The sequence below is a fragment of the Arthrospiribacter ruber genome (genome assembly GCF_019343195.1).
In the GTDB taxonomy this organism is placed as follows: domain Bacteria; phylum Bacteroidota; class Bacteroidia; order Cytophagales; family Cyclobacteriaceae; genus Arthrospiribacter; species Arthrospiribacter ruber.
In genome coordinates, this window is sequence record NZ_RPHB01000003.1 from 128403 (window position 1) to 153560 (window position 25158).

At 42.8% G+C, this 25158-nt stretch carries 15 protein-coding genes; 13 read left to right on the forward strand and 2 right to left on the reverse strand.

Annotated features, from left to right (window positions below):
- The first annotated feature begins 133 nt into the window (after positions 1-133).
- The 10 genes from EGN73_RS06485 to alr all read left to right on the forward strand — a co-directional run bounded on the left by EGN73_RS06485 (position 134) and on the right by alr (position 17330).
- Complete coding sequence (locus tag EGN73_RS06485; protein ID WP_219287733.1) at positions 134-1345, forward strand: hypothetical protein; 1212 nt, start codon at positions 134-136, stop codon at positions 1343-1345.
- Positions 1346-1489: 144 nt separating this feature from the next.
- Complete coding sequence (locus EGN73_RS06490; protein WP_219287734.1) at positions 1490-1948, forward strand: hypothetical protein; 459 nt, start codon at positions 1490-1492, stop codon at positions 1946-1948.
- A gap of 27 nt (positions 1949-1975) precedes the next feature.
- The gene (locus tag EGN73_RS06495) at positions 1976-3148 is read left to right on the forward strand and encodes a serine hydrolase domain-containing protein (protein WP_219287735.1); all 1173 of its coding nucleotides are present in this window, start codon (positions 1976-1978) and stop codon (positions 3146-3148) included.
- 401 nt (positions 3149-3549) lie between these two features.
- Positions 3550-4113, forward strand: a complete 564-nt coding sequence (locus EGN73_RS06500; protein WP_219287736.1) for an RNA polymerase sigma factor — start codon at positions 3550-3552, stop codon at positions 4111-4113.
- Positions 4114-4117: 4 nt separating this feature from the next.
- Positions 4118-4858: a tetratricopeptide repeat protein gene (locus tag EGN73_RS06505; RefSeq protein ID WP_219287737.1), complete on the forward strand. Its 741-nt coding sequence runs from the start codon at positions 4118-4120 to the stop codon at positions 4856-4858.
- Complete coding sequence (locus EGN73_RS06510) at positions 4855-8058, forward strand: CHAT domain-containing protein (protein ID WP_219287738.1); 3204 nt, start codon at positions 4855-4857, stop codon at positions 8056-8058. The genes EGN73_RS06505 and EGN73_RS06510 overlap by 4 nt, the downstream gene beginning before the upstream one ends.
- 59 nt (positions 8059-8117) lie before the next feature.
- Positions 8118-10694 carry a hypothetical protein gene (locus tag EGN73_RS06515; protein ID WP_219287739.1) on the forward strand — a complete coding sequence of 859 codons (2577 nt, stop codon included), beginning with the start codon at positions 8118-8120 and terminating at the stop codon, positions 10692-10694.
- A 120-nt stretch (positions 10695-10814) separates the two neighbouring features.
- Positions 10815-13379 carry a hypothetical protein gene (locus tag EGN73_RS06520; protein WP_219287740.1) on the forward strand — a complete coding sequence of 855 codons (2565 nt, stop codon included), beginning with the start codon at positions 10815-10817 and terminating at the stop codon, positions 13377-13379.
- A gap of 123 nt (positions 13380-13502) precedes the next feature.
- Entirely contained in the window at positions 13503-16079 is a 2577-nt protein-coding gene (locus EGN73_RS06525) for a hypothetical protein (protein WP_219287741.1), read from the forward strand.
- Positions 16080-16175: 96 nt separating this feature from the next.
- On the forward strand, positions 16176-17330 hold the full coding sequence (gene alr, locus EGN73_RS06530; RefSeq protein ID WP_219287742.1) for an alanine racemase: 1155 nt from the start codon (positions 16176-16178) through the stop codon (positions 17328-17330).
- 6 nt (positions 17331-17336) lie between these two features.
- Here the strand turns inward: alr and EGN73_RS06535 are convergent, their stop codons facing one another.
- Positions 17337-20531, reverse strand: a complete 3195-nt coding sequence (locus EGN73_RS06535; protein WP_219287743.1) for a sensor histidine kinase — start codon at positions 20529-20531, stop codon at positions 17337-17339.
- Positions 20532-21229: 698 nt separating this feature from the next.
- Entirely contained in the window at positions 21230-22366 is a 1137-nt protein-coding gene (locus EGN73_RS06540; protein ID WP_219287744.1) for an amidohydrolase, read from the reverse strand.
- Positions 22367-22565: 199 nt separating this feature from the next.
- Between EGN73_RS06540 and EGN73_RS06545 the strand changes: the two genes are divergently transcribed.
- From EGN73_RS06545 to EGN73_RS06555, 3 genes are all read left to right on the forward strand, one after another.
- Positions 22566-22742, forward strand: a complete 177-nt coding sequence (locus EGN73_RS06545; protein WP_219287745.1) for a hypothetical protein — start codon at positions 22566-22568, stop codon at positions 22740-22742.
- An 87-nt stretch (positions 22743-22829) separates the two neighbouring features.
- Entirely contained in the window at positions 22830-23486 is a 657-nt protein-coding gene (locus EGN73_RS06550; protein ID WP_219287746.1) for a pseudouridine synthase, read from the forward strand.
- 575 nt (positions 23487-24061) lie between these two features.
- The gene (locus EGN73_RS06555; protein WP_219287747.1) at positions 24062-25033 is read left to right on the forward strand and encodes an AAA family ATPase; all 972 of its coding nucleotides are present in this window, start codon (positions 24062-24064) and stop codon (positions 25031-25033) included.
- Positions 25034-25158 lie beyond the last annotated feature (125 nt).

The window sequence follows — 25158 nt, forward strand, 5'->3', positions numbered from 1 at the left end:
AAACACAAATAGTGCAGAACGGCAATAATGGCACATAATTTTTCAGTGAAAGCAAAAAATGTATACCAAATCATGATGACATTTTTCCAATTCCGCAATGCTGAGGTGTAAAAAGACCAAAACCCTTACCGATATGAAACCATCCTTTTTGAAACTTACACTTTTGCTGCTCAGCTTTTGTATTTGTTTTACTTCCTGTGCCAGCCCAAATGAAAAAGCGTCAAACAGCCATGATCCTAAACCATCAATGACTGAAAATGAAGGGGTCCAAAAGGCTGATTCAGAAGCCAAGGAACTCCCAAAATCATCCAGCATGAAAAAAGTGGAGGTAAAAGACCAGGCCCTGAACATGACCATGATGACCCTTAAGGTACCAGCAGGCTGGGTGCTCCATCAGGATGTGGCTTCCAACCCAAATGGGTCAGGGTACCTGAAATTCCTTTTGGCTATGGAAAGTCCCGAAGGCGAAATCCACGGATTTCTCCCCTTGATGATGAACTACAACGCTTATGTCATGTATGGGCAGCAAAGCGGAGTGTACTTTGATGATTTGGTGAATTATTTGATGCACTACTGCTCAAGACCATTTTTGGAAAAATTCATCATCGGTAGCAGGCAATCGGATAGGGAAGCTTTGGCTTCTGACGAGGGTAGACAATACAGGGAATTCGCCCAAAATTATACCAATATGGTCGGACAGGCAGGAGCTTATGCTACAATGGACTTTGATATTATAAAAATGGATTTTACTGCTTCAAGAAAGAATGTTCCTTATAAAGGTGTTCTGAAAGCAGCCAAAATCGGGGTAATAGACCAAAACCCATACCTCACAAGCAAATATGGGATTGTCCTAGGTGGATTTACTCTTGCTCCGGAAAATCTTTTTGCCCAGGCAGAGAAAAGAGAGATGGACATGGACTTGCAGGTAAACCCTCAGTGGGATGCCAAAAGGTCTCAGATCATCGATATGGAAACCCAGCGCATGTCTCAAGATCATCAGGCAAGAATGGCCCAACAAAGGCAGCAATTCAATGCCCATCAGCAAAACATGGCATCCATGAGACAGACTTTTGACCAGCAAAACCAAGCCTGGTATGAAAGAAATTTTGGAAGTGGAGGTTCCAGCTCTTATTCCGGAAATGCTTCCGTAACAGATGCAATAACGGGATATAGCAGCTTTAGCGATCCATACACAGGACAACAGATCAAAAAAGAAGGCCACTACAATTACTGGTACACTAATGAGTTTGGGGAATACCACGGCACAGATGATCCCAATTTTCAGCCCGGCAATCATTACAGTGGCAATTGGACTCCGGTTCAGCCTCTGAAACCCGATCATTAAAGTAAAAGACCATCAAACAAAAAGCTCCTAATCATGAAAACTATCAGGTATCCATTCATCCTATTTTTTTTGATCGGGCTGATGACATCGAACAATTTTTCCAATGTATAAACAAATCTTCGGTTTAAGTAAAATTTTAATGCTATGAAAAAATCACATTACTTCTCCTTATTCAGTTTAGCCTTGGCCTTGTTGCTCTATAGCTGCCAGGAAACAGAAGAGCCTGACAGGATTGATGACCTTCAATTTTTAGTCGACTACAAATTGGTCCAGCCTGCTGAACTAAGATCAGATGGCTGGTATGTGTCCAATCCGTATTATGAAGCTGCTTTTCAGCATAGGGAAAATGTACAGCAATACGAGTTTCGAAATGTACGAGAGGACGGAAGTAAATCCGATGTATTTGTCAGAAGACCCAATCAACTCACCATACAAGACAACACCGTTCAGCATAGAATCATCATAGGCTCCCCCTATTTGGGCCTTGGAATTTCCGAGGCTGCCAAAAACCAGATGCTCGCAGAATTTCAGCAGATCATTGATCAAAGAGCAGGGCAATACCATAAGCTGGAGGTGACTGTAATTCCGACTCCGGCTCCATAATTTTTTTTGAACCTAAAACTAACAGTTATGAAAAATATCAAATACCTAATTTATCTATTTCTAGGGTTAGTAATCTTCTCCTGCTCGGAAAAGGAAGACGAAAATCCCATCAACCGTCCAGAGCAAGAGGATATTCTCGCCATAGACAATAGGGTTCAGGACATCATGAATGAATTCTTGTTCCCGGGACTTTCAATTGCCATTGCTGAAAACGGCAGATTGGTTTACACCAAAGCTTATGGGCTGTCAGATGTCAACACAGGTTCCAGGGTAAACATCAATAGCGAGTTTCGTTATTCCAGCTTCGCAAAGACCATTACAGGCATTGCCATCATGCAGTTGGTGGAAGAAGGCAAGCTTGCTTTGGATGACCCTGTTTTTGGGGAAGGGGCAATTCTCGGGACAGAATATGGAAGCAAAGCATACTCCAACCGAATCAGAAATATCACAGTCAATCACCTGCTACATCATCTTTCCGGTGGATGGAGAAACTTTGTAGATGACCCAGTTTTTGACTCGCCTTTTAACCTTTCCCAAAATGAAATGATTTCTTGGGGATTGGATAATGTCGCTCAAGCTACCAACCCAGGAACCACCTACCATTATTCCAATTTTGGATATGTCTTATTGGGCAGAGTAATCGAAAAGGCATCAGGGATGTCCTATGAGGCCTATGTCAAATCGGAAATATTAGACCCTGTAGGAGCAAAAAATACGTACCTGGCAAATACATCTGCCAATGATAAAGGGCCTAATGAAGTATCCTATCTTGCTGATGACAGTTTGGATCCTTACACAACATATAATATCGGTAGAGCTGATGCCACAGCCGGTTGGGTAAGTACACCTAGTGATGTGGTAAGAATTCTCAGCGCTGTAGACCAGCAACCTAACCGTCCTACCTTGCTCAGCACTCAGTCCAATCAATTAAGGCGGACGCCTTTGAACAATTCAGGTAACTACGGTAAAGGTGTTTATCGGTTGGCACACCCTGATCTTGGCAATGTCTATTGGCATGACGGATCTTGGCCAGGAACTCAGACATTGTCAGTTTCCATACCTGGGAATATTTCAATCAGTGTTGCAATGAATTCAAGTAATTATGCAGAATACCAACGTTCATTGAATTTCATTGCCGGAAAGCTGTTTGAAATTGTGCAGGATGAATCCATCACTTTCCAGGATATAGACCAATTTTGACAAAATGATTTCAGAAAAGCTGTAAGACAAGGGGATTTTTTTAGTAAGTGAACACACTTCGGTAGACGGAGAAGATCAAGTTGAATCACTGGGTAATCAGGGGTATAATTTGCTTTTCTCCATTTTTTTTGATGACAAAAAGCAGCTTATCCGATGTTTTAAAAAAGACATTTTATTAACATGAGAAAATTAGCATGAATTATTGCCCTTACAATCTTCGCCCTCGCAGGGCATGTATAGGTAGAGAACCTAAATCTGGAGAAAGTGGATGTAATCTCCGAAACCTTGCCATTTCAATTGGTCTAACTTATTTATTTAAAATGTAAAAGTTTGGTGGTAAAAAACACCATTAAATTGGTCTGAAATTCAATAGATTGTATATTTCTGTATTATTTATCGAAATGCAGCAATATACTTTTGAAAAATATAGTCAGGAAGAAATAATAGAAGGAATCAAAAATAATGATTCCAGGATGATTCAGGTATTCTATCAAAGCCAGTACAAAAAGATCGAACAATACATATTGGCAAACAATGGAGATCCTGAAGACGCCAAAGATATCTACCAAGAAGCATTTGTGGTCCTTTGGAGAAACATCAAGCTGGAGAAATTTCATCCTGAAAACGGAACCGCGATAGCGGGATACCTTTATCAGATTGCCAAAAACAAGTGGCTGGATAAGTTGAGAAATGCCAAAAACAAAATTACCGTGGAACTGCAACCAAACCTTCACGAGGCTGAGGAAGAAAATGAACCTGAAACAGAAGCCTACCATCAGTGGGTCGTCAAAGAGTTTGAAAATCTTGGCGAAACCTGCAAGGAAGTTCTGAAAAGGTTTTACTTCCAGAAAGAAAGCATGGAGCAAATAGCCTCAGCCTTTGACTGGACTTCTGCAACTGCACGCAACAACAAGTACCGCTGCATTCAACAGCTGAAAGAAAAGTGGAAAACTAAAACCAAATAAGACTTTGAATAACCCAAATCATATATCACAAGAAGAGTTTGAAAGGATAGAGCAGTATATTCTAGGAAGTATGTCTGCTTCTGAAGCTGATTTATTCCGGGAGGAACTGGAGCAAAGTGAGGACTTGAGAAAAAAGCACGCAGAAGTCAAGGCTTTGATTTCGGCCGTGGAAGAAGGGGCTTTACGAAATAGCTTGGATAAATTCCATCAGGACATGGAAAGCGAATCATCTGGACCAGCTCCTGTCAAAAAACTCACACCTTGGTTTTGGTCTGCTGCAGCGGCCATAGCATTGGTAATAGCAGCGGCTGTATGGACACTTTATCCTCAGCCAACTAGCCATGAAAGGTTGTTTGCCCAATACTTTCAGGAAGACCCAGGTTTGATCACTGCCATGAGCTCAGAGGGACAATATGACTTTGATAGGGCAATGGTGGATTATAAGTCCGGGAATTACAGGGATGCAATACGTAGATGGGAAACAATTCTATTGGAGAAACCTGAAAATGACACCCTGCTTTATTTTATAGGCTCCTCACACCTTGCCCTGAAAGAGACGGAGGCTGCCATCTCCTATTTCGAAAAAGTGCTCTTACTGCCGGAAGGCAGGTTTACTGAAGACAATTATTGGTATCTGGGTTTGGCACACCTGAGAGAGGGAAGAATGGAGGAAGCGAAAGTCAATCTGGCAAATTCCACACATCCCCTCAAAGATCAACTGCTCAAAACTTTAGAGGAAAAATGAAAGCCTTGCTGCTGATCGTGTTGGCCTTGCTTTTGGCAGGCATGCAATCTGACAATCCCGTGGATGCACAATTGGCGGCAATTCAGGCATATTTATCAGATGGACAAACTCAGCAAGCTGAGAAGCTTTTTGAAAAATATACCCAAGAATATCTTGAGCAATCCGACTACCTAAATCTTGCTTATTTTATTCCCTATGCCGGATACATTGCACAACAAAAAGAATCCACCACTGCGGGGATAGAAGCTGCAGAAAACTGGTTGAACCTTATTAGGGAAAAAACCAATGAAGCCAGATCCTTAAGACAGGCATATCTGGAAATACACACCTATTACCTGGAAGCAGGGAAAACGCAGATGGCTTACGATGCCAATCTTAAAGCACTGGAATTTACCTATCAGATGCCGGATTATAGGGGAGAAGAATGGGGCATAATCGAAAAAAACCTTGGCGTCATAGCTTCCTTGTTGGGTTCACCAGAGCTCGCCAAATCACATTCTTTGAAAGCCCATAAGGGTTTTGAGGAAGATCCTCTGACCTCTGCTGTCAGTAAATTCAACTCACTCAATGACCTCGGAGTAAGGTATTGGTATGAAGCCAAATGGGATTCAGCGGAATATTTTTGGCTGGAGGGGATCAAAATGCTAGATCAGATGGAGGCCAATCCTACCAACCAATACTACCGAAAAGCCATGATCGATGGCAACCTGGCTGCAGTTTATGATGTCAAAGGCAATCCTCAGGAAAGTATCAAAAGGGTCAAATCTTCTATTGACCTGATCCAACATTTTTTGGAAAATGCCAAAGATGATCCAAAATGGAACCGTGCACATATTTCCCTCTTTTACAGCACTGCCAATCTCGCAGCTGTTTATAAAAGTGTAGGTAATTATCAAAAGGCACTTCAGCTGCATGAGTACACCCTTAGAGAAAAAGAAAAGCGCTTTGATCCCTTGCACCCTGAGGTAATAGAGACTAAAATCCACCTGGGCCAGGCACATAATTCTCTCAAAAATTTCTCTCAGGCAGAGGGGTTGCTATTGGAGGCTTTGGAGGGAATCAGCCAAAATGAAGGTGAGTTTTTCATTCAGGCAGGAGATGCCCACTATACCCTTGGGATGCTTTATGAATCCACTCAGCACATTGAAAAAGCCAAGTCACATTACCACAAAGCCAATGAATACTTTCTGAAAGGACTCAAAGACAAAGCTGACTATGTATATCTGGGTTTTTTGGGGAATGCCTCCCGTTTTTTTTCATTGCAGGAAGAGTCCAAGACAGCATTGGAAATGGCTCAAAAAGGAGTTGATTATGTCCTCAAAACCGACGGGAAAAATACGGTCACCGGTTTCAACCAGATATTAAATTTGGGAGAAGTACATTTCAATTTAAAAGCATACCAAAGGGCCAAAGTTTTAGCCGATGAAAGTCTGGAAATCTTGGAAAGCCTGATCCGAAATACCAAGGGAAGCTTAGATTCAGTAAGGGTAGAATTTGACAAACCTCAGGCAGTTTTGCTTCAGGTAAAATCCGAATATTACCTCAACCAGGACCCCTCGCAGTATTTTTTGGAATCCAGCTTGGAAAAACTGATGGATGCACAACAGGTTTTGGAAAGGAGAAAAAATACACTCAACAACTCTGAAGACATCTCTGTACTTCAAAGCCAAAGTCAGGAACTCCTCTCTTTTATCAAAAAGATACAGTTGGAACTTTACCAAAAATCAAAAGATGAGGCCTACTTGAAGTCTTTGTTGGCAGTACAGGAATCAGAAGTCTATGCAAAAATCCGTGCTCAGGTCAATCAGGCCGGTCTGGTATCTTTCAAGGATATTCCACAAAAAGTGCTGGACAGAGAGGCGCAAATAAAAGCAAATTTGAGAGATGAACTTGAAGAGGCGAGTTCTTTGTCAGATTTCATAAAGCTCTCAAATGAATGGGATGATTTTCTCCAGATGCTCAGAACTGAATACCCAGACTATTATCAAACCCGCTATGCCAACATCAGCCGGCAGGAAATCCGTCTTCCAATATCCCTTCAGGCTGTAAGGTACATTTTTGTAGAAGACCACCTGTATGCCATTGTCATCAGACAGGGCAAGATGAAGCTTTATCCTCTGGATTTTCAGGCAGACTTGATCTCTAAGTTATCTGAAAACTGGCATGAGACAAAAGTAATCTGTGCCTTTAGCCATGAGTTGTACAAGCAGCTTTGGGAGCCATTTGCGAATGATTTGACAGAAGAAAGGGTGCTGATCATTCCGGATGGCATTTTGTATAACCTGAGCTTTGACATGTTGCTGACCGAAAGTACAGACAGTTTTCGGGATTTTTCCAAAAAAAGTCTCTTGGCCAGGCATGACATTTACTATCATTTTAGCCTCAGCATGACCCAAAAGAAGCCTACTTCAAAAATTTCCTCCAATTACGTTGTTTTTGCTCCCGGATTCATCGACAATATGAAAGAAAAATATATGGCTTTTGTCCAAGACAGTACTTTGGTAGACAAAGCCTATCTCTCATTATTGCCACAACCCTTTACTTTGAGCTTGGCGGAGAATGCGAGCAGGTCTTTTGAAGGAGAACGGTATGTCCTTGAGGAATCCACTCCAGCTGCATTTCGGCAAAAGGCCGGCAACCACAAGATCATCCATATTGGCACCCATGCCGAGTCCGATAATATAAGCCCGGCATTTTCCCGCTTGATTTTTGCCAAATCCAATGGAGGGGGTTTGACAGATGAAGACAACTCACTTTATGCTTACGAAATTTACAATACAGACCTGCGGGCTGAATTGGCAATATTGACTGCATGCGAAACCGGTAAACCCATCTATCAACCAGGTGAAGGAATGATTTCCCTAAGCCATGCTTTTACTTATTCAGGCAGTGAGAGCCTATTGACCAGCCTTTGGAAAATTGATGAAAAGGCCAGCAACCAGATCACAGAATTTTTCCTCCAATATATCAAAGATGGCCAGCCAAAAGACAGGGCACTCCGTCTGGCCAAATTACAATACCTTGAAACGGCACAGGGCAGAACACTCTCTCCTCAGTATTGGGCAGGGCTGATACTGATCGGTGATCCTGGACCTATTTCTGACCTTGGGGCTAAAGATTATAGGTTGTATTGGATAATTGCATTATTTCTGCTTTTTGCCCTTATCATTTTTTTCAAAAGGAAGAGAGCAGAAGCTTAATTTTTTTTGATGATGTTTTCAAGGTTTTACGATGTAAGGATATACCAACCTTAATCATCATGAAACCGAAGATTTACCTCCTCCTGTTTTTTGCCTTTTTTCTGGCAGTAAACTCCTGTAAAGACGTGGAAGAACCTGATCTGCCACCTATCATTGACAACCCGGATCCAGATCCTGACCCAGACCCTGATCCACAACCCACCGATTATCCCACCATGGATATCAATGTGGTATTTCCCGAGAATGTCAGTCCCGACCTGGAAGGTGCCAAGGTGATCGGGGCATTCAAGGAGCATCCGCTACAGGGCAACAGTTCCAAAGTATTCGTGCCACAGGGAAAAAGCCAGCTGGCCTTTCTTCAGGACAAGGATGATAATATACTTTTACTCGGCTTTATCAATGACAAAAACAAAACCCTCAGCATTCAGTCTTCGGCTGAAGCTTTGGCTTTCTTGGGCCTTGGCGGATTTATCCTGCCTTCATCTGTGCAGCAGAAATACCCCGATGAAGCTGCAAGCCTGCCGGGAATGGATGAGTTCAAAAAGAAACTGGCCGAACTATATGTAAGCGACAATAAGCTCTTTGAAACCGAAAAGTACATCCCTGCTCTGGAAGACTTTGCAAGGCCGATTTATGAAAAAGGGGAGGAAATAGACATCCGGGCCAGACAGATCAATGTTGGTCCCACCGGGTACAAAAGCGGTATACAGGTATTTGACAATGACTTTCAGTCCATACTCATCAGGAACCAATACCTGCGTGTGGCCTATGCTTATTTGTACAAACTTTCCTTTAAGGACAAAGAAGGCACAAAAACAGAATTGATCAAATCCAACAGTTTCAATCCCTCCCAGAGTCCTGCCATATTCAGTGAAAAGGCCATAGATGCAGCGAATAAATCCGGAGGTATCATGGGAGTGCTGACAGATCATCTGGCGGGAAATGGGATGGAAGTCTTTATGAAGGAGACCGGTCCTGTTTCCATACCATTAGGAGCCAATGAATCCGAAGCTGAGTATGCAGTAAGGGTAGTAGGTCCTACCTTCAACAACTTTGACCAAAGCAGGATGACCACGACTGAACTGGAAAAGTACAAGGAGCTCGCCCTGGAGACCTTTTTCAAAGAAGCTTTGCTGCCCGCAGTCACATTCATCATCAATAAAAACCTGAAGGTAGAAGGAGATGATGCCTGGCCTATGGATCTTATGAATTCAATAACGACCACATTTTTAAAAGAATACCCTGAAATCCTGGCCAAAGTAGAAGAGGGAAAGTATAGGGATGCCCTGAAGCAGACATTGGAAGAGCTGTTTTTCAATCCGACAAAAGATGCGGTTGCCGGCCAGCTCAGTGGAAAATTGATGGATATGATTTATTCGAAATATGCCAAAGAACCGGAGTTTGGGAATTTCTATGATGATAGGGAGCTGCAGACCAAGAGGAACATTGCCAGGTTTCAGAAAGCCTTTGAACTGATAGAGGCAGCGCTGACAGCGTGGGATGCGGGAAGAATGATAGCCCATCTTACCAATGCCTTGCCCATAGAGCAGTTTTTGGTAACGGCCCGGGAACATGATATCAAACTCTTGCCAGAGGAGACCTCGGTCACGGTCTTCACCAACAAGGACTTTACTGTAGAGACCAGGACAGAGCTGAGTGATGGACAGGCATTCCTTTACAAATGGTCCACCTCAGGTACTTACGGCACGATCCGGGACAATATTGGCAATGATGGGAAGTCATTTGAAAATGGTCAGAAGACGGTTACCTACCGGGCCACGGCATCCAATATTCCGGATGATGCCAAAGAAACGATTACAGTGGTTGCCTATGTCAAACAGGGTCAGAATGAATCGAAAATCGGTGAAGCCACCGCTACGGTTTCGGTCAAGCCGGCAAGGCTGGAAATCAAACCTGATGGAATCACTTTGGTTGGAAAAGAAAAACAGAGCCTTGCCCTATATGTGGAATGGGCCAATGGGGATGCATTTGAAAGCACCAATAGTTTTGAGTACAAGTACGAGTGGTCCACACCGGGCCTATATGGTAAATTTGATGGTAGGATGACTCATGCCACCACTTCTAGGCCAAGGATTATCTATCAGGCCTTGGACGAGGATGTGGAAAAAGGAGAGGAAAATTTAAAAGTGGATATTTACATGAAGGATAAAGACGGGGGCGATTGGTTCAAATACCACACTGCCGAAGGTAAAGTAAAAGTTGAAAATGACGATAATTATTTGATTTATCATGAAGCATTTACTGTGGCAACTTTTAACCACGTTGTAAGAGACAGGATAGGAGGTTTGTCTAATTTTATAAAAGTTGATATACCCAAAAAAGAAGAATATGAAGAATATACCGTACGATTGTATGGCTTTAGAACTAGATTTACTGCTAGAAATGAGGGAGTGGTTTTGAAATGGAAAAGAGATGGAAGTGTTCCAACATTATATGACCTTGCTGGAGCTTTAACCCACCGTGTTTATGACATTGAATACCCGGATGATGTCTTTGCAATCGGTATTAGAATAAATTCAAGAAGTTGCTTTATCGATGATGGTTGTCCTAATGATATTATTGATGCAGCATTAAGCGCTGGAGGAATGGCAGAAATAAAAATCAAGTTGAAATAGTTGGAATACCCTCGTTGAACAGATAATATCCCGGAGAAATTTCTTCGGGATTTTTTAAATAATTGATGACAATTGCCTTCGCTTTCGATGTAAGGTCATATACCCTTAACCTTTACTGTTATGAAAGTCAGATTTAACCTTTTGCTTCTGTTTTCGGTTCTGTTGTTTTTCAATTCCTGCAAAGACGTGGAAGAACCTGATCTGCCACCTATCATTGACAACCCGGATCCAGATCCTGACCCAGACCCGGATCCACAACCCACCGATTATCCCACCATGGATATCAATGTGGTTTTTCCCGAGAATGTCAGTCCCGACCTAGAAGGTGCCAAGGTGATCGGGGCATTCAAGGAGCATCCGCTACAGGGCAACAGTTCCAAAGTATTCGTGCCACAGGGAAAAAGCCAGCTGGCCTTTCTTCAGGACAAGGATGATAATATACTTTTACTCGGCTTTATCAATGACAAAAACAAAACCCTCAGCATTCAGTCTTCGGCTGAAGCTTTGGCTTTCTTGGGCCTTGGCGGATTTATCCTGCCTTCATCTGTGCAGGAAAAATACCCCGATGAAGCAGCAAGCCTGCCAGGAATGGATGAGTTCAAAAAAAAACTGGCCGAACTATATGTAAGCGACAATAAGCTCTTTGAAACCGAAAAGTACATCCCTGCTCTGGAAGACTTTTCAAGGCCTATTTATGAAAAAGGAGAGGAGATAGACATCCGGGCAAGGCAGATCAACGTCGGTCCCACCGGGTACAAGAGCGGTATACAGGTTTTTGACAATGACTTTCAGTCCATACTCATCAGGAACCAATACCTGCGTGTGGCTTATGCTTATTTGTACAAACTTTCCTTTAAGGACAAAGAAGGCACAAAAACAGAATTGATCAAATCCAACAGTTTCAATCCTTCCCAGAGTCCTGCCATATTCAGTGAAAAGGCCATAGATGCAGCGAATAAATCCGGAGGTATCATGGGAGTGCTGACAGATCATCTGGCGGGAAATGGGATGGAAGTGTTTATGAAGGAGACCGGTCCTGTGTCCATACCATTGGGAGCCAATGAATCCGAAGCTGAGTATGCAGTAAGGGTAGTAGGTCCTACCTTCAACAACTTTGACCAAAGCAGGATGACCACGACTGAACTGGAAAAGTACAAGGAGCTCGCCCTGGAGACCTTTTTCAAAGAAGCTTTGCTGCCCGCAGTCACATTCATCATCAATAAAAACCTGAAGGTAGAAGGAGATGATGCCTGGCCTATGGATCTTATGAATTCAATAACGACCACATTTATAAAAGAATACCCTGAAATCCTGGCCAAAGTAGAAGAGGGAAAGTATAGGGATGCCCTGAAGCAGACATTGGAAGAGCTGTTTTTCAATCCGACAAAAGATGCGGTTGCCGGCCAGCTCAGTGGAAAATTGATGGATATGATTTATTCGAAATATGCCAAAGAACCGGAGTTTGGGAATTTCTATGATGATAGGGAGCTGCAGACCAAGAGGAACATTGCCAGGTTTCAGAAAGCCTTTGAACTGATAGAGGCGGCGCTGACAGCGTGGGATGCGGGAAGAATGATAGCCCATCTTACCAATGCCTTGCCCATAGAGCAGTTTTTGGTAACGGCCCGGGAACATGACATCAAACTCTTGCCAGAGGAGACCTCGGTCACGGTCTTCACCAACAAGGACTTTACTGTAGAGACCAAAACAGAGCTGAGCGACGGACAGGCATTCCTTTACAAATGGTCCACTTCAGGTACTTACGGCACGATCCGGGACAATATTGGCAATGATGGGAAGTCATTTGAAAATGGTCAGAAGACGGTTACCTACCGGGCCACGGCATCCAATATTCCGGATGATGCCAAAGAAACGATTACAGTGGTTGCCTATGTCAAACAGGGTCAGAATGAATCGAAAATCGGTGAAGCCACCGCTACGGTTTCGGTCAAGCCGGCAAGGCTGGAAATCAAACCTGATGGAGTGACCCTTCAGGGCAAAGAGAAACAGAGCCTTGCCCTATATGTGGAGTGGGCCAATGGAGATGCTTTTGAGAACGCCAGTACTTTTGATTACAAGTATGAATGGTCTACCCCTGGTAAATATGGAAAATTTGATGGAAGTATGATCAATGCTACGACCAGAAATCCCAGGATCATCTACCAGGCCTTGGATGAGGATGTGGAGGAAGCGGAGGAAGATTTGAAAGTAGACATCTATATGAGGAGAAAAGATGGAGGCGACTGGTTCAAATACCATACAGCTGAAGGCAAAGTCAAAATCGAGAATGATGAAAAACTGAAAATTCTTCACCTTCCGCTTACTGTATTTACCTCTTACCATACAAATAGTCAGCATGGAGGAGGAACAAATTTCCTGCATGCCTCTTTTCCAAGAAGTGATGACTATGAAAGGATTAGCGTGCGATTTTATGGGTATAAGAGAACTACAATACCATCTTCAGAAGGTAGGGCCTTTTCTTGGGATACAGAAGTTGGAGCCCCAATAAGAATTAATTTGAACAACCAAGTCTCAGCTGATCGATATATCGACAAAGTGCCTGATAACCTGATTGCAATTTATTACTTGACTAATAGTGCAGCAAGTGGAACAAGGGTTCCTGAATTAGCAGCAGGCCTTCAGACTTTTGGTGGTCAGGTAGAGGTGAAAATCAGATTGAAATAGACGCTGACTTCATTAATAAGGTTGTGTTTCCCGGAGCTTGATGAGTTCCGGGTTTTTTTTTCAATAATTCAGATGACAAAGCCATGATGGTTACGATGTAAGGATATACCAACCTTAATCATCATGAAACCGAAGATTTACCTCCTCCTGTTTTTTGCCTTTTTTCTGGCAGTAAACTCCTGCAAAGACGTGGAAGAACCTGATCTGCCACCAATCATTGATAATCCGGATCCCGATCCTGACCCAGACCCTGATCCACAACCCACCGATTATCCCACCATGGATATCAATGTGGTTTTTCCCGAGAATGTCAGTCCCGACCTGGAAGGTGCCAAGGTGATCGGAGCATTCAAGGAGCATCCGCTACAGGGCAGCAGTTCCAAAGTATTCGTGCCACAGGGAAAAAGCCAGCTGGCCTTTCTTCAGGACAAGGATGACAATATACTTTTACTCGGCTTTATCAATGACAAAAACAAAACCCTCAGCATTCAGTCTTCGGCAGAAGCTTTAGCTTTCATAGGGCTCGGCGGATTTACCCTGCCTTCTTCTGTGCAGGAAAAATACCCCGATGAAGCTGCAAGTCTTTCGGGAATGGATGAGTTCAAAAAGAAACTGGCCGAACTATATGTAAGCGACAATAAGCTTTTTCAAACTGAAAAATTCATGTCTGCTTTGGGTGAATTTGTTAAACCCTACTATGAAAAAGGGGAGGAAATAGACATCCGGGCCAGACAGGTCAACGTGGATCCCACCGGGTATAAAAGTGGGATCCAGGTTTTCGAGAATGACTTCCAGTCGGTATTGATCAGAAACCAATATCTCCGCGCTGCCCATGCATTTATGTACAAGCTTTCCTTCAAGGATAAAGAAGGGAAAAAGACAGAGCTGTTCAAGTCTGAGAATTTCAACCAGTCCAGCAGTCCTGAAATAATCAGCGAAACCCCCATAGATGCAGCCAACAAGTCCGGAGGAATTATCGGCGTAATTGCCGATCACCTCGCAGGAAACGGGCTTGAGGTATTTATGAAAGAGACAGGCCCTATTTCCATCCCCTTAGGGGCAAATGAATCAGAAGCTGAATATGCGGTTCGATTGGTTGGCCCCACATTTGGGAACAGCGCACAGAACAGGATGACTACCAAAGAACTGGAAAAGTATACCGAGATGGCTATACAGACATTTCTAGTGGAAGCACTGATCCCGGCTATAGGATATTTTATTAACAATAATATCAAAATAGATGGAGACGAGGGATGGCCTTTGGAAATGATGAATTCCGCAACCACTTCGTTTATAAACGGATACCCTGAGATCGCCAAAAAGGTGGAAGAAGGACAGTATAGGGAAGCCCTGAAGGAATCATTGGAGAAGCTTTTTATTGATCCTTTGCAGGATGCAGTAGCTGACAAGGCCAAAAATCAATTACTGGACATGATTTTTTCTAGATATGCCAAAGATCCTGAGTTCGGTAATTTATATGACACCAAAGACCTGCAGACCAAAAGTCGGACTGCTAAATTCTTAAAGGCTTTTGATCTGATTGAGAAAGCATTGGGATTTTGGGATGCTGGCAGATTGATGGCACACCTGACCAATGCAAGGCCCGTAGAGCAGTTTCTGGTGACAGCAAGGGAGCATGATATCAAACTTCTTCCAAAAACCCAGTCAATCACTGCACTTTCCAATCAAGAATTTACTGTGGAGACTAAAACGGAACTCAGCGATGGACAGGCATTTCTATACAAGTGGTCGACTTCAGGCACCTACGGTAATATAAGAGATAATCTGGGCAATACCGGCAAAGAAATCGAAAATGGGCAGAAGACTATAACTTATCGGTCCGACAAGGCAGCTGTACCAAATGATGCCAAGGAAACCATATCAGTGCAGGTATTTGTGAAGCAAGGACCTAATGAAACCAAAATTGGAGAGGCATCCTCTACCTTGACAATCAAACCGGCAAGATTAGTACTTAAACCTGATGGAATCACCTTATCCGGAAAAGAAAAGCAATCGCTAGCATTATATGTGGAATGGTTAAGTGGAACCCCTTTTGAACAGGAAGAGTTTTTTGAATATAGATATGAATGGTCAACACCCGGTCAATACGGTATGTTTGAGGGCAAAACTACCGCAATCACCACCCAAAGACCAAGACTTACTTATCAGGCACTTGATGAGGATGTGGAAAAAGCAGAGGAAAGTTTAAAAGTGGACATCTACATGAGAAGAAAAGATGGAGGTGATTGGTTCAAATACCATACAGCCGAAGGCAAGGTCAACATCGAAAATGATGAAAAACTGAAAATACTTCACCTTCCTATTCAGATATCCACTTACCGCCATGCTTTAGCAAATACTAATGGTTATACCAGTATCATGAATGTTTCTTTCCCAAAAAGTGATGAATATGAAGAATACTCAGTAAGGCTTTATGGTTTTAGGCGGCAATTGAGCCCATCTTTAGAAGGTGTCTCCGGTTCTTGGCAAGAGGGAAAAGACATGCCAAGTAGATTCAACATGGCAGCATTTTTAGGACAAAATCTATTCGGTGTCAGTTATCCATCTGACCGGGTAGGCATCATGGTCTATACTGGAAGCAAAAGCTGTCCATTAAGTCATGGTTGTCCTTCTGATGATACTATTGCCTTTTTGAGTTCACTTGGAGGCATGGTGGAAGTCAAAATCAAGTTGAAATAAAAGCTGCGATACTGTATTTCTCCAAACCCGAAGGAACAATCCTTCGGGTTTTTACCTTTTTATATGTCAGAGAGCAAAATTTTATAATTTTAAAGCATGCAGCATACCTCATATATCGAAATCAGTAAATCTGCTTACGCCAAAAACATAGATTTTTTAAGATCTGAAGTCGGTAAAAAAACAGAAATCTCAATAGTCGTCAAAGGCAATGCCTACGGACATGGCATTGAAAATATTGTGCCCTTGGCAGAGGAAAACGGGATACGGCACTTTAGCACCTTCAGTTCGGATGAAGCCTTTAGGGTGTACAATTCCAGCCTTCACAATTCTCAGGTGATGATCATGGGAATGCTGGAAAATGCTGACCTCGAAGAAATTACCCTTAAAGGAATCAGTTTTTTTGTATTTGAATTTGATAGGCTTGAGGCTGCGATCAGCACCGCTAAAAAGCTAAAGAAAAAAGCCAAGGTCCATATAGAAGTAGAAACAGGGTTTCACCGTACTGGATTTGAATGGGAAGACAGGGAAAAGCTTGCAAAGATCCTCCAGGAAAATCAGGACTGTCTGGACCTAAAGGGCCTCTGTACCCATTACGCCGGGGCAGAAAGCATCAGCAATTACGTGAGGGTAAGAAGGCAGATCAAGGAATACAAAAGGTTTAAAAAATGGTTTTCGGCCCAAAGACTTATATTTGAAAAATACCACACGGCCTGTTCAGCTGCCACGCTTAGTTATCCTGAAACCGTTATGGATATGGTAAGGATAGGAATAGCCTCTTATGGGCTTTGGCCTACCATGGAAACCTATATGTACCGTTTTCAATCACTTCCTGAAAACAACAAAAATCCGCTCAAAAGACTGATATCCTGGAAAAGCTCTGTCATGAACACCAAAAAGGTGGACATGGGTGAATTTATTGGCTATGGTTCCAGCTACATGGCACCTCGTAATATGAGCATTGCCTTGGTTCCCATAGGATATGGCCATGGATATAGCCGCTTGTTGAGCAATCAGGGAAAGGTGTTGGTCAGAGGAAAAATGGTAACGGTGGTAGGAACAGTTACCATGAACAGTATCGCAGTGGATGTAACAGATGTAGAGGATGTGAGCAAAGGAGATGAAGTGGTGATCATTGGCTGTCAGCAGGATAAGGAAATTACAGTGGCCTCCTTTGGGGAATCCACCCAGCAGGTCAATTACGAACTGCTTACTAGACTGCCGCTAGATATACCCAGAAAAGTAGTGGATTGATTTTTCTTATACTGCAACCCTTTCTACCTCATGCTTTGAAAGTGAAATATGAAATGTACTGCCCTCACCCGGAGTACTCTCGGCCCAGATGTCTCCCGCATGTTTTTTGACGAATTCTTTGCACAAGAGCAGTCCTAAACCTGTTCCAAAGTCGCTTTTTTTCCCTTGGCTTTGATCTTCTGATAGATCAAAAAGTCCTTTTAATACCTCTTCTGCCATGCCTCTTCCATAGTCCCTAACAGAAATGACCACATTTCCGGACATTTCCGTAGCAGATATTTCTATTTTAGATCCCTGCCTGGAAAATTTAATGGCATTTGACATCAGGTTCCTGAGAACGGTTAAGATCATATTTTTGTCTGCACAAATGTGAATGTCTTTGGGGCATGATTTTTCCAGCTTGATCTTTTTGTAAAGTGCTTGGGGAGAGGCCATGGACAGTGCCGTATCCAATAGCTTATCCAATTGCACCGGTTCAGCCTTTAGTTCATACATTTTTATTTTTTGGCTGGCCCACAGCAATAAGTTCTCGAGTAAGTTGTGGGTGTTTCTGGACACATTCAGCAAATGCTTGATATACGTGAGTTGTTCGGAATTCTGACTGTTTTCAAACTCTTCCTCCAATATTTCCAAATAGCCGATGATGGAGATGAAAGGATTTCTGAGGTCGTGTCCAATGATAGAAAATAGTTTATCCTTTTCCTGAATATGCTTCTTAAGCTCACTGTTGGTATGCTTAAGCAAAGTGGTCCTTTCCTCCACCTTTTTTTCCAGCTGTTTATTCTGTTTTTTGATAGATTGAACGCGAAGCCTGAACAACCCTAGGATAAGCGCAATAGAGAAGAGGGTGGCCAAAGCTATAAACCAAAGCGTTTTCCAAAATGGCGGAGCGATCTTAATGATCAACGAGGATCCTGTTTCATTCCAAATCCCATCATTATTGGCTGCTTTGACTTTGAAAATATAGGTGCCGGGATCCAAGTTGGTGTAAGTGGCATTTCTCTGGTTTCCCACATAGTTCCATTCCTTTTCAAATCCTTCCAAAATATAGGCATACTGGTTCTGTTCGGGATGGGTAAAATTCAAAGCAATGAAATCGAAACTCAGCACATTTTCTTTGTAACTCAAACTCAATGTGTCTGTCATACCTATGTGCTTTTGCAAGAATGATCCCTGATCTCTAAAGTTGACGGACTTGTTGAAAATTTTCAGGTCGCTCAGATAGACAGGAGGGGCGTATGGGTTGTATTGAAGACTGGATGGATCAAAAAGATTGAAGCCATTCAGCCCTCCAAATAGCAACTCTCCTTTTTTTGTCTTTAATACGGCATACCGGGAAAATTCATTTCCCGAAAGCCCGTCATTTTTGTCAAAATTAACGAACAACTCCCTTTCAGCGTCAAACCTCGAAATTCCTTTGATGGTGCCGATCCAAAGATAGCCTTCATTGTCCTCAACGATGGAATTTATTTCATTGATTGGAAGCCCATCCTTTTCACGGTAAGTCTTAAAATCGTCAGTTCGGGAGTTGTAGCGTGAAAGGCCTCTATCTGTAGCTATCCAAACCCTCTTTTTACTGTCTTCAACAATGTGTCTGATGGTATTTCCAGGAAGACTGTAGGGATGCTGCTCTGAGGCGAAATAGTTTATGAACTTGATATTTCCTTTTTGGCCTTTGTTGATTTTGCTCAAACCTGCCTGAGTACCTACCCAAATGTGGCCCTTGGAATCCTCCATGATCCTAACGGGCATATTGGAGGAGATACTTTCAGGATCGTTTTCATCATGGGAAAAGAGTTCCAGACGTGCATTTTTTCGGTCATAGCGGTACAGTCCCTCATTCAAAGCTGCTATCCAGATGAATTCTGCATCAAAATGTACATCGAAGACATTTTTGATTGGATGGCTTGAGTTTTGAATATATTCGTTGAAGAGCTGGAATTCGCCTTTTTGTTGGTCTTTCAGCACATGAAGTCCTCCTGCCCAAGTGCCGACCCATAACCTTCCCTCTTCATCTTCTTTGAGACAGATCACAGCGTCTGAACCTAGGGATTTGGGGTTTTTGGAATCGTGTCTAAATGCTGTAAATGTACCTTCTTCTCTATTGAAGTAATTGAGACCGCCACCATCCGTAGCAACCCACACATTGCCCTCCTTGGTTTCCAAAAAATCCCTGATGATGTCATTGTTGAGGCTGTTGGGATGAAGTGGGTTTTTGAAATAATGGGCAAATTTAGAGGCATAAGGGTCCGCAAGGTTGATTCCCGAATGTGCCGTACCCACCCAATACCTGCCTTGGGCATCCTGAAAAATATTCCAGACGGAATTGTGGGTGAGGCTATGGGGGTTTTTTGGATCATGGAGATAGCGGACAAAAGAGTCACTTTCTTTTTGGTATAGGTGAAGGCCCCCATTTTCATTGCATGACCAAAAGTTTCCAAGGTTGTCTGGGTAAAGCCTGTAAATGTTATTGTTATAAAGACTTCCCGGATCTTCCTGGCTATGGGTATAGCGGACAAAAACAGTTTTTCCCTCTGCTTTTTGCATCCTGTTGAGTCCGGCATTTCTGGTACCGGCCCATAGTCGACCATCTTGATCAAACGCTACTGTACGTACATCATCCGAACTGATTGACCCTATATCATCCTTAAGGTATCTGTGGAAGTTGATTTCATTCTTTTCAGGATCTAGCTCCACCAATCCTTGATTTGAAGTGGCCAGCCAAAGGGAGCCCTCCGGGCCAAAAGCCATGGACTGTATGTTTGTGATTTTATCGGTGTATTGAGGAACAAAAGTCTGTGTCTTTTCATCCAGCAAAAACAGTCCAGAGCCTATGCTTGAAGCCCAGATCTTTCCTTCACGGTCTTCCAAAATGGTATTGGTCAGGTTGCTTTCTCCAAATTTGATCTTAAAGTCAGAATTCAGCTTATACCTTACAAAATCATCTGTTTCCCTAACATACCTCCCTACTCCATCTCCTGTACCTACCCATAGCCGCTTTTTTTTGTCTTCCATCAAAGCGCCGATAAAGTTGTCATTGATGCTATTGGGGTCTTCGGAAGTGGTATATACCTTGAAATCCAACCCATCATACCTGTGTAAGCCACTGTACGTCGCAATCCACATGTAGCCAAAGCTGTCCTGATAAATGCCTGAAATGCGGTTATTGACCAGACCTTCTGAAATCCTTTGGAACTTCAATTCCGGAATGTTTTTTGGTGATTGGCAAAAAGCAGGGTTTACCAAAATGTGCAGGCATATAGCCAGCAGGAAAATTGCGGGGGAGGTATCTAAGCACAATTTATGGAACAGCTTTCTTTCCATCTTATCACTGGGTTATTTTGGGGTTGTCAGGCGCTTTATTATCCAATTTACTTTAGGGAATTGGCTTGTCTGCCTTATTATTTGGAGGCAATGTATATAATAATTTTTATACTACCTATACCTCTGGATTCGCATTATATACCGCTTTAATTCTTGTTTTTCAGGAATTTATAAAGATTGACACGATAAACTAAATATTGGAAAAATACTATTTTTCAAATTTAACTTTAGGATCAACTTAAAGTTATTTACATGAAGCATTTTTGTATATACCAAGTGAAGCAGGCGTTTTTTTTGCCACTGTTTATTTTTCAAAAATTTCACTTGGATTAGGGATTGAATTAACCCGGTTCCATCAAAAAAAATTAAATAATTTTTTCAATTTTTTAAGCTTTCCTCTATTTCGAATAAATGTTTATGAGTATCCGCTAATTTGAAAAAGTAGGACTAATAACGTGTTGAATTCATCTAACTGCGCTGTGGACAGTCACCATAGACTTTCCATTGGATCATGCTTGATTTTTTCCTCAACAAATACATCCCATTTTTCAACATCGCCCGGAAAAGTCAAAGCATCACTTATAGTGAATCTCCTGGGCAATCTCCCAAAACATGTTTACTCCTGTAGGTATCAACTCATCCGGAAAATCAAAATTTGGTTCATGCAGTTGAGGCTGCTTTTTTCCAGACCCCAATCCAAACAACAGGGTCTTGGTATTAGCTGAAAACAAACCGAAATCCTCTGACCAGCGGAAGGGAATTCTGATATGCTTCACTTTTAGCTTAAGTTTCTTTGCAGCTTCATTGCCATATTCCCAAGCGTCCGGATCATTGTGGGTGGCAGCAAATCTTTCTGTGTATTCAAAGCTTATTTCCAGTCCGTATTCTTTGGCAATCTGGGTGCAGAGTTTTTCTGCATAAGCCACCAAAAGATCTCTTGTTTCATCTTCAAAAGCCCGTAATGTAGCGCAGACAATTGCATCGCCCGGAGTAGTCCCGAATGCCATTTCCCCAAGCTGGGCATGGATCACCGTCACTAGTGTAAATTTTTTCATGGCATCAGGTAGCTTCTCTAGCCCTACGATGCACTTTGACATGGCTTCGGCCGGGGAATTACCGGCCTCTGGATGGGCCGAGTGTGCGTTCCTTCCTTTCAGCTTGATTTTCATCCCCACTGAGGCTGCTGCAAAAGCTCCCTTTTTGATCACAATCTGATGCTTGTCATATCCTGGAAGGTTGTGCAGGGCAAATGCTACATCAGGATGGATCTTGTGAAACTTCTTGTCAGCAAGGACCGCCTGCGCACCTTCCCCCGTTTCTTCTGCTGGCTGAAAAAGCAGCACTACTTTCCCCTTATGTGGCCTTTCTTGTGACAATTTCATCCCCAATCCGCTTATAATGGCCATGTGGCCGTCATGTCCACAGGTGTGGGACTTTCCCTGATTCTTGCTGATATGCTCTATATCGTTGTCTTCCAGGATGGGCAAGCCGTCCAGTTCACAGCGGAACAAGCTGGTAGGCCCCTCTTCTTTTCCTTCAAAAATAAATGCAAGACCAGTCCCCCCCAATCCCTCTAGGACTGTATCAGGTTGAAGTTCACTGAAAAAATCCAGTACCCGTTTGGCCGTCTCCTTTTCTTTGCCGGAGACTTCTGGATACTGATGAAGTGTTTTTCTAAATGCAGTGACTTGCTTAATTTCGGACTTGTTCATGATCTGTAGGTTTTGATTAAAAAGAGGATATGAATCCAAAAACAGTTAAAAATCACCGCAATGATTGTTCCTGAATTCATTTTTTTCATGTTGCTCTATTCTATTTCGGTTGTTTTTTTTAGCCTGAACTTCAGAATACTTACAATTTTGACAGAACTTTTTTATATTCAAAACTGCTAACCTTTAAATCCATTTGAAAATGACAACAGAACAAAAATCAGCGATCGAAAAAGAAATAGAGGGACTCAAAGCTATCCTTACAGGTGACATGTTTCAGGACATGGAGACCCGAGACAAAATACACAACCTTGAAATGCAGCTCAAGGGTGTAAAACCAATGGACAGTCACTTTGATTGTATCGGCTGCGGAAGCTGACCATTCTCCGAATCATGCCTACACCCTGCTTTGTCAAGTCAGGGTTTTTTTATTTTTGCTAATTTGCAGGCCCAACCTATACTGCCCATGAACAGATACTTTGTCATTTACAAGCCATTCGGAATCCTCAGCCAGTTTAGTGGGGAAAAAGATACCCTGAAGGAGCTGTCAGATTTCCCCAAAGAAGTCTATCCTGTAGGTCGGCTTGACAAAGACAGTGAAGGCTTACTTTTGTTGACCGATGACAAGGCCCTCAACCATTATCTTCTCAACCCTCACTTTGCACATAGCCGGACTTATTTGGCACAGGTAGAAGGGCTACCGGACAAAGATGCCCTGAGGCTATTGGAAAAGGGAGTGACTATCAATGTGGAGGGAAAAATGTATCAGACCAAGCCGGCATTGGCCAGGTCATTGGAAAGTGCTCCGGTACTGCCAGAAAGAAATCCCCCCATCAGATACCGAAAGTCCGTGCCTGATTCATGGATCAAGCTGAGTCTGATCGAAGGCAAAAACAGGCAGGTGAGAAAAATGACCGCGGCAGTGGGCTTCCCTACCTTGAGATTGGTAAGGTGGTCCATGGAGTCTCTAAGCATTGAAGGGTATGAAGTGGGAGAAGTGAGGGAGTTTGCTGAAGAAGAAATCTACCGCCTTTTGAATATCAATAAAGAAAAGGTCCAAAAACAAAATTTAACATCTCAGAGGAAATCTTTCCAAAGACCTTCCGTTAAGAGAAGGAAATAATCCAGCCAGCTAAAAAACCATTTATCAATTACAAAAATCAGAAATTGGGATAGAGGGTATTTTGTTTTAATTTAGCCCGCGGGTGAGAAGAGAGACGTGAGATGTGAGACGCTAGACATAAGATGGGTTGGAGTATGGAAAAGACTTTACCTTGTCACCCCGACGAAGGAGGGGTCTGTTTATTACAGGCAAAAATGGATTTTTCACTTCGTTCAAAATGACAAGGGGAAGCATTCTTGGTGTCTTCGTGGCTATTAAAAATGGGTTCACGCCTAACCTGTCCCGAGAATCGGGAGACGCAAAGGCGCGAAGTAGTGCAGAGAAATCAGATGTCTCATTGCATTCGACATGCCGTAGGTGGCCGGTTGAAGATCTTTATAGGTTTTCAGGCCGATCGGGTATAATCCCGTGGGACTATTCATTCAAAATCTTTGCGTCCTTGCGGGAAAAAAAGTGGTTCATGCGAAGACGCTAGACAAAAGACATAAGATGGGTTGGAGTGAGTAATAGGCCTCGTAATTCGTAAATCGTATTTCAACTATATTTCAATTATATATCATTAAAAAGAACATTCCATGCATCAGGAAAAAATCCAGCAGGTCATAGAGGAGGTAAAAAAGATAGTAGTCGGACAGGACAAGATGGTCAACAGACTCTTGATCGGGCTATTTACCAATGGACACATTCTGTTGGAAGGTGTTCCGGGTCTGGCTAAGACCCTAACAGTAAATACCCTGGCCAAGGTCCTGCACCTTGATTTCAAAAGGATTCAGTTTACGCCGGATCTTTTGCCTTCAGATCTGGTAGGTACCATGATTTACAATCAGCAGGAAGCCAGCTTTGAAGTAAAGAAAGGACCTATTTTCGCCAATATCATTTTGGCTGATGAGGTCAACAGGTCCCCGGCCAAAGTACAGTCAGCACTTTTGGAAGCCATGCAGGAAAAGCAGGTCACAATTGGAGAAACCACCTTCCTTTTGGACCGACCGTTTTTGGTGTTGGCAACCCAAAACCCCGTGGATCAGGAAGGAACCTATCCTCTGCCGGAAGCGCAGGTGGACAGGTTTATGATGAAAGTGCATATCGACTACCCGAGCAAGGCAGATGAAATGGAAGTCATGAGAAGAATGGCCAACATGCAGTTTAATTCTGAAGTGAATGCCATCCTTTCCAAAGAGGATATCTTTGCCATCAGGAGCATGATCAACGAGGTGAAGATTGCCGAACCTTTGGAAAACTACATCATCGAATTGGTATTCGCTACCAGGTTCCCTGAAAAATACGGACTTACTGAAGAAGCCAAATACATACAGTTCGGCGTGTCTCCGAGGGCCAGCATCAACCTCAACCTTGCCTCAAGGGCGGCGGCATTTATGCAGGGAAGGGATTTTGTGCTTCCGGAAGATATCAAATCTGTGGCCGAAGATGTGCTTAATCACAGAATTATCCTCAATTATGAAGCAGAGGCGGACAATGTGTCCACCAGAGACCTGATCCGGATATTTTTGGATAAAATCCCCATTAACAAAACGGTAACATTAAAATAACCCGAATTTTAAAACCTAAACAGGAAATCGCCCATAGCGGTAAGATAGGGGCAGTCACAATGTTAAAAAATTGTGACTGCCCCTTTTGCTTTTTGGTACTTCATTTAATGAATTGATAATTTTTC